General features: G+C 64.2%; 7 protein-coding genes. 5 read left to right on the forward strand and 2 right to left on the reverse strand.

All coding sequences use genetic code 11. The annotated features are described in order from the left end of the window. Positions 1-405: aldehyde dehydrogenase family protein (locus tag ABYB95_RS13570; RefSeq protein ID WP_372659092.1), on the forward strand; the 405-nt coding region annotated here is incomplete at its 5' end. Positions 406-524: 119 nt separating this feature from the next. Here the strand turns inward: ABYB95_RS13570 and ABYB95_RS13575 are convergent. Continuing rightward, on the reverse strand, positions 525-1406 hold the full coding sequence (locus tag ABYB95_RS13575) for a LysR family transcriptional regulator (RefSeq protein ID WP_372659097.1): 882 nt from the start codon (positions 1404-1406) through the stop codon (positions 525-527). A gap of 119 nt (positions 1407-1525) precedes the next feature. Here ABYB95_RS13575 and ABYB95_RS13580 point away from each other — a divergent pair, with 119 nt between their 5' ends. The 3 genes from ABYB95_RS13580 (at position 1526) to ABYB95_RS13590 (ending at position 4005) form a co-directional block, all read left to right on the forward strand. Then, on the forward strand, positions 1526-2290 hold the full coding sequence (locus ABYB95_RS13580; protein ID WP_372659093.1) for a TerC family protein: 765 nt from the start codon (positions 1526-1528) through the stop codon (positions 2288-2290). Between the two features lie 83 nt (positions 2291-2373). After that, positions 2374-3063, forward strand: a complete 690-nt coding sequence (locus ABYB95_RS13585; protein ID WP_372659098.1) for a Bax inhibitor-1 family protein — start codon at positions 2374-2376, stop codon at positions 3061-3063. Positions 3064-3132: 69 nt separating this feature from the next. Continuing rightward, positions 3133-4005, forward strand: coding sequence for a Tim44 domain-containing protein (locus ABYB95_RS13590; protein WP_372659094.1), 873 nt, complete (start codon positions 3133-3135; stop codon positions 4003-4005). A 195-nt stretch (positions 4006-4200) separates the two neighbouring features. Here ABYB95_RS13590 and ABYB95_RS13595 read toward each other — a convergent pair whose 3' ends face one another. Next, the gene (locus tag ABYB95_RS13595; protein WP_372659095.1) at positions 4201-5784 is read right to left on the reverse strand and encodes a tannase/feruloyl esterase family alpha/beta hydrolase; all 1584 of its coding nucleotides are present in this window, start codon (positions 5782-5784) and stop codon (positions 4201-4203) included. A 276-nt stretch (positions 5785-6060) separates the two neighbouring features. On the opposite strand from ABYB95_RS13595, the gene ABYB95_RS13600 reads away from it, so the two are divergent. Further along, on the forward strand, positions 6061-6948 hold the full coding sequence (locus ABYB95_RS13600) for a helix-turn-helix domain-containing protein (RefSeq protein WP_372659096.1): 888 nt from the start codon (positions 6061-6063) through the stop codon (positions 6946-6948). Positions 6949-7055 lie beyond the last annotated feature (107 nt).

Here is a 7055-nt window from a genome sequence, read left to right on the forward strand (position 1 = left end):
CTGGTCTGTGGCGGCAAATCGGACAACACGCTCATGCCCGCCACCGTGCTCGACCACGTCACGCCCGAGATGCGCATCTACCACGAAGAAACATTCGGCCCGGTGAAATGCGTGGTGCGCGTGAAGAACACCGAAGAGGCGATTGCCTGCGCCAACGACAACGAGTACGGCCTGAGCGCCGCCGTGTTCGGCCGCGACATCGCACGCGCCTTCAACGTGGCCCGCAAGATCGACTCGGGCATCTGCCATGTGAACGGCCCTACCGTGCACGACGAAGCCCAGATGCCGTTCGGCGGCGTCAAGGGCAGCGGCATCGGCCGCTTCGGCGGCAAGGCGGGCATTGCCGAATTCACCGAACTGCGCTGGATCACGGTGCAGACCACGCCGCGTCACTATCCGTTTTGAGCGGGTAGGGGGCCGATGGACGGGATGATTCCCTTCATTGGAGTCCCTTCATCGTGACCAGGCGGACGTTCTCTTGGCCGCAGATGGGAGGCCAAGTCCAAGACCGTGGCCAACCGATGTCAGTTCCGCGCGCCAGCCAGCACCTGTTGGACCAGCGGGTGTTGCAGGCCGCGGCGGTTGCGGATGGCATAGATGTCCTCGTGCACTTCATCGCTGCGCCCCAGCAGGCGCAGCCCGCGCATCAGGCTGACGTCGTCGGCGCCCAGGCGGCTGACCGGAAATACCCCCAGCCCGCGCGCCGCGAACACCGACATCAGCGCGCTGTCCTCGAACTCGCCGACCACGCGGGGCTGCAGCCCCTGCTCCTGAAACCAGCGCTCAAGCGTGTCGCGCAACACCGAATGTCCGGTAGGCAGCAGCACCGGCAAACGCCCCAGTGATTGTGGGAACTGGTCTACGTCGGCCTGGTGCGTCCACGGCGCGGGCCCGTACCAATCCACCGGGGAGGACACGAGCCGATCGCTGGTCAGGCGCAGATTGGGATTGACGGGAGCGCCCTGACACGCCAACACCATGTCGAGGTGGTGCAGCGCCAGCTCGGCTATCAGCTGCTCCGTGCCGCCCTCATGGCAGACCAGACGCAGGTTGGGCGTCTGCAGGATGGGGGCCAGCAGCGCATGGGCGGCCAGCTTGGAGATGCCGTCCGACAGGCCCACCGCCAGCTTCACGACCGGTCTGGAGCCGGCTGCGTGCACGGCTTGCGGCAGCGTCTGCCCGATCTGGAAGATCGCTTCCGCTTTCGCAAACGCCACTTCGCCGGACTCGGTCAGGCTGACCCCGCGCCCCGCCGGTTTGAGCAACTGGTGTCCCAGCGATTTCTCCAGCTCGCGCACCTGGGCGCTGATGGTCTGGATCGCCATGTCCAGCCGCTCGGCCGCGCGGGCGAATCCACCTTCTTTGGCAACCATCCAGAAGTAGTACAGGTGGCGGTAGTTCAGCATGGCAAGGCCTTCAACATCGGAATTTACGAACTGTATATCAGCAATATGCTGGTTTTTCAATCTTCGTATCGGACGCATGATCCGGTCCTGTTTCCTTCTTGATGGTTTCGGCGCTTCTCATGGAATTTCTTCTCGACCCCAACATCTGGATCGCATTCGCGATGCTCTCCGCACTCGAAATCGTGCTGGGTATCGACAACATCGTCTTTATCTCCATCCTGGTCGGGCGGCTGCCCCCGCATCTGCGCGACAAGGCGCGCCGCCTGGGCCTGGGCTTTGCCATGGTTTCGCGTCTGTTGCTGCTTTTCACCCTGGGCTGGATGATGGGTCTGACGACGGACCTGTTCACGGTGCTGGGCAACGGCTTCAGCGGGCGCGATGTTGTGCTGCTGGTCGGCGGTTTGTTCCTGCTCTACAAGGCCAGCCACGAGATTTTTGTCGAGGTGGAAGCACGGGAGCTCGACACGGCGCCGGCCACCGATCCTGCGGCGCTGGGGGCCGCCAGCTCGCGCATGTTCTGGGTCATCATCGGCCAGATCGCCCTGATCGACATCGTCTTCTCGCTGGATTCGGTGATCACGGCGGTGGGCATGGTGGATGAGATCGGGGTGATGGTTGCTGCCATTGTTTTCTCGGTCGGCGTGATGATGTTTGCGGCCAAGCCGATTGGCGATTTTGTCGACCGCCATCCGTCCGTGAAGGTGCTGGCCCTGGCCTTTCTGGTCATGATCGGTATGGCACTCACCGCAGAAGCACTCGGACAGGCCATACCCAAGGGCTACATCTACGGCGCCATGGCCTTCTCCCTGACGGTGGAAGCGCTCAACATCCGTGCGCGCACGAAGCGCCGCGGGCTGCATCCTGCGCCCGCGTCCGGCGCCTGAGGTCTGCCCCAACGCCGCCATTGAACGCAGCACAGCTTTCACACACCCTTTTTTCCACTGACCTTGAAGGATCTGCCATGAACTTGAATTCCGCTGTGTCACCGGTCGACAGTGCCTCACACGCCGTCTCGGTGGAGCGCAACCGTGTGCTGCGCAATACCTATGGGCTGCTCGCGCTGTCGATGCTGCCCACTGTCCTGGGGGCCTGGGTCGGCCTGGTCACCGGGATGAGCCGGGCCATGTCGCCTGGCGTGGGGCTGGTGGTTTTTCTGGTGGGGGCGTTTGGCTTCATGTTCGCCATCGAAAAGACCAAAAACTCTGCCGCCGGCGTACCGGTGTTGCTGGCCTTCACGTTTTTCATGGGGCTGATGTTGTCGCGCCTGGTGGGCTCCGTGCTGGGCCTGTCCAACGGCACGGGCCTGATCATGACGGCGTTCTCCGGCACCGGCGCCATTTTCCTGGGCATGGCGATGCTGTCGTCGGTCGTCAAGCGCGACATCAGTGCCATGGGGAAGTTCTTGTTCATCGGCGCCATCATGTTGCTGGTGGCGGGGGTGGCGAACTTCTTCATCCAGTCCAGCGCTTTGACGATCACGCTGGCGGTCCTGGCCATTGGCATCTTTTCGGCGTTCATCCTGTACGACCTCAAGCGCGTGCAAGACGGCTCGGAGACCAACTACATCACCGCCACCCTGGGCGTATACCTGAGTCTTTACAACGTTTTCCAGTCGCTGCTGGTCTTGCTGGGCATCACCAGCGGCAACAACGACTGAAACACCCGGGCGCATGTCAGCGCGCCCACCCACCGTCCCTGTTCCATATCTTGTTTGTTGGAGTTGCGCATGAGATTCTTTTCCCTGTTCGCTGTCGTTCTTGTCCTGGGGCTGTCACAGGCGGTTTCTGATGCGGAGGCGGCACGACGCATCGGCGGTGGCAAGTCGACCGGCATGCAGCGCCAGAACACCACCAGCAACCCGGCTCCGGCACAAACGGCCGCAGCGCCGGCAACTGCTGGTGCTGCGGCCGCAACGCCGCCCAAACGTTCCTGGATGGGCCCCGTCGCAGGCCTCGCTGCGGGTCTGGGCATTGCCGCCCTGGCGTCTCACCTGGGTCTGGGCGAAGGCCTGGCCAATATGCTGATGATCGGGCTACTGGTCATGGCCGTCATGGCGGCCCTGGCGTTTGTCATGCGCAAACGTGCGCTGGCTCAGACACCCGCGATGGCCGGCGCCCGTTCCTCCACGGCGGCGCCTCACCGTTTCGAGGTTGCCATGCCAGCCAGGGCATCGGAATCCATGATCGGTTCCGGCATTGGTGCCAACGTGGCGTCCACGCGTGCCATCCCGGCCGACTTCGATGCCGCCGGTTTCGCCCGCAACGCCAAGGTGCAATTCATTCGGCTCCAGGCCGCCAACGATGCCGGCGATCTGGACGATATCCGTGCGTTCACCACGCCGGAAATGTTCGCGGAACTGGCGGTGAACATGTCCGAACGTTCTGCATCGCCGCCATCCACCGATGTGGTCGGCCTTCAGGCGGAGGTGGTGGAGGTGGTCGAGGAAGCGACGCGCTACACGGTCAGCGTGCGCTTCACCGGAACGATACGAGAAGAAAAAGATTTGCCGGCCGAAGCGTTTGACGAAATGTGGCATCTGACCAAACCCCGCGTTGGCAACGGGGGCTGGCAACTGGCCGGCATTCAACAGCTTCAGTAAGCGGCAAGAAGGCGGCGCCTGTGAGGTGAGGGGGCGAGACGCCCCCGCAGATCAGAGGTGGCCCTGCGCACCGTCGATGATCGTCGCCGTTTGTGGCAACGGCAATGAGAGCACCGATGCTGCGCCGGCAAGCCCAGCATCGGTGCAGTCTTGACCCCGTTCAGCGCCATCTTTCAGCTTCTAGAGCGGGCGCGATCAGGGGCTCTCGCAGCTGAAGTTTGCGGCTTCGTTTGTGCTGCCCGATCCCTTGTACTTCGCGACCTTCGGGTAGGGGCACAGTGGGCGCGTGCGCACCACGTTGCCGCTTTCGATGCGCGACGCGATGATCTCGTTGGGGGCGGTGTTCTTTTCCGACCAGGCCATGAGCGCGCGGAACGCGTCCGTCTTCGGCTCCATGGGCACGGCGCCGCTGGAGCCTTGACCGAACTGGTTCACACCGGTGCCGCCGCCGCAGTGGCCCATGCCGCCCACCATGTACAGGCGGGAGAAGTCGCTTGGGTCGCCCATGGTCTGTTTCACGCGATCGTAGTAGCGCGTCGTGCCCTGCGGCATGATGAGGTTGTCCGACCAGCCGTGGTACATGATGAGCTTGCCGCCACGCGCCTTGAACGCCGACAGATCCGGGTTGTCGGTGGCCATCACCGGGCCGACCTGCCGGATGTTGTCGTTGAAGAACGTCTCGTAGTTGAGGTAGTTCAGGGTCTTCCAGTCCCAGGCCGGGTCCAGGTAGGTCCAGTAGCGGGCCTGTTCGATCGGGATCGGGAACGGGTTGGTGCCGGCGAAGGCACCCATGTCGGCGCCACGTTCGATGCCGGGCCACAGCAACTTGCCACTGGCGCTGCGTGCGCCACCCCAGATCTTCTTGACACCACTGGCCTCGCCCGGTGTGAGGCAGCTGTCGCTGGCGCAACTGGCTTGGGTCAGGATCGCATCGTTGGTGGGGTCGTAGTCGCAGCTGCGTGGATCATCGATCACACCGTCGGTGACGCCGTCGTTGGCATCGCAGGCGGCAATGGCCCGGTTGGTCACCAGTGTGCGCTTGGCCGCCGACATCGGTCCACCCGCCTCCAGACTCATGGCCACTTGCGGCCAGATTTGGTAGGCCTGGAAGCGGTCCCAGTGGATCGCGGGCGCGCCGGCCAGAATCGCGTCGAAATCGGCGGGGTAGCGTTGCGCCATCATCAGGCCCTGGCGCCCGCCGGTGGAACAGCCATACCAGTAGGAGCGCAGAGGGTCCTGGCTGTAGAAGGCCTTGGTCAGCTGCTTGCCGACCACGGCCATGAGGTGCATCGAGCGGTGGGCGAAGTCTTCCTGCAGTTGCACGTTGGCGTTGCCCGGCGAGAGCATGCCGAAGGCACCCGACAAGGAGCTGCCCGTGTGCCCGGTGTCGGTCTTGGTGCCGACGAAGCCCTGGCGCACCGAGTCGGTGGCCACGCCCAGTTGCGAGTCGCCGGCGTAGACACCGTTGCCCTCGGCGCGGAAGCGGCCGTTCCAGTCGGCCGAGGGCAGCGACACCCAGATGTTGACCTGGGGATCGACCTTGACCTTGACCAGGCAGTAGGCACGGTCGGTCGCACCCGAACCCGTGCTGCCGGTGGACACGTCCAGGATGGTGACCGGGGCGTCGGCGCTCAGGGCCGTGGCCCCAATGCCCGCCATGGTGCAGGCGACGGTGGGGTTGATGGCGATGTTGTCGAAGTTGGGCGACGCTTCGACGACGGGTGGGGCGTCACCGCCGCCGCCGCAGGCGCTGAGCAACATCGCGGCTGCGGCGCTCATCGCCGCGGTGCGACGGTGGATGGGATGAAATGGAGAGGGCACAGCAATTTCCTTCGTGGAGTTGGTTCTGAGGCCTTGCATTCCAGCGCGATGGCGGGCGGGCGTCTTTCAGGATCGGGTCGGCTTTTCAGGATCGCCTGCCTGGCTCAGGGTTAGCCCCGAGATGGGAGGTCTCTAGCAGCTATAGCGATCCGGTATGCCGCGCGCAGCCGGGGGGTGGGATACTGGTCCACAGGCCTGGGGGTACGACAACGGGCCATGATCTGGAGACAAAAAATGGCCAAACTCTCTCACCGCCAGGACGTGGAGGACGCCCAGCAAGAACCCAGTCTGTTCAGCGAAGAGGCCGCTGCGAAATGGTCGGGCTTTGCGCTTGGCTGGGTCGAGGCCCTGCCCGAATACGCGGGCCTCTGTGGTGCGGACGGACGCGTCATGCTCGCGATGCTGGATTGCGGGCGGGCGCATGCCGAGTTCTATTTTGGGCGCCGTTCATCCGTGCACCAGCTGGGCGCCGGCGCGATCGGCCTGTTTGCCGCCGACCTCCAGCCCAGTCTGTCCCGCTGGCGTTGTGACGGTGTGCGCCGCATCCTGCTGCAGTTCGATCACACATCGCTGGACGACGACGTTTTGTCGGAGCAGCTGTTCCGCATGCCGCTGCGCTCGGAACTCGAATTCCACGACGACGGCCTGGCGGCCGTGTTGCGCGGCATGGCCCACGAAGTGGCTGGCGGATGCCCCAGCGGTCCGCTGTATGCCGAGTCGCTCTCGCTGGGTGTGGCCATGCAGCTGCAGCGCCGGGCGGCCGGGCGCTATGCCGTGCAGCGCGAGCGCGGCAAGCTCTCGGGCGCGCAAGTGAAAAGCGTGAAAGACATGGTGCGCATCCAGCTGGCGCAAGACTTGTCCATTGACGATCTGGCCCTGGCCACCGGCTTCAGCCGAACCCAGTTTGTGCGCTTGTTCAAAAACACCTTCGCCTGCACGCCCTACCAGTACATCCTCCAGGCCCGGCTGGAACATGCGCGCAACCTGGTGTTGGGCAGTGCCCTGCCCCTGACGGCGATTGCAGAAGATTCGGGCTTCTCCAGCCAGAGCCACATGACCACCGCCATGGTGCGCAGCTTTCGGGTCACGCCCGGCCAGCTGCGGCGGGAGCAGGCGCACTGAGCCAGAAAAATGCCCGTGTGTGCTACTGCGAGGGCACCTTTGGTTCGGTGAAATGCGTGGTGCGCGTGAAGAACACCGAAGAGGCGACCGTCTGCGCCAACGACAAC

The organism is Hydrogenophaga sp. (assembly GCF_041633695.1).
Classification (GTDB): domain Bacteria; phylum Pseudomonadota; class Gammaproteobacteria; order Burkholderiales; family Burkholderiaceae_C; genus Hydrogenophaga.

Coding starts and splice junctions, on each gene's coding strand:
- ABYB95_RS13580 (WP_372659093.1), top strand. CDS start 1,526: ATGGAATTTCTTCTCGACCCCAACATCTGGATCGCATTCGCGATGCTC.
- ABYB95_RS13595 (WP_372659095.1), bottom strand. CDS start 5,784: ATGAGCGCCGCAGCCGCGATGTTGCTCAGCGCCTGCGGCGGCGGCGGT.
- ABYB95_RS13575 (WP_372659097.1), bottom strand. CDS start 1,406: ATGCTGAACTACCGCCACCTGTACTACTTCTGGATGGTTGCCAAAGAA.
- ABYB95_RS13590 (WP_372659094.1), top strand. CDS start 3,133: ATGAGATTCTTTTCCCTGTTCGCTGTCGTTCTTGTCCTGGGGCTGTCA.
- ABYB95_RS13600 (WP_372659096.1), top strand. CDS start 6,061: ATGGCCAAACTCTCTCACCGCCAGGACGTGGAGGACGCCCAGCAAGAA.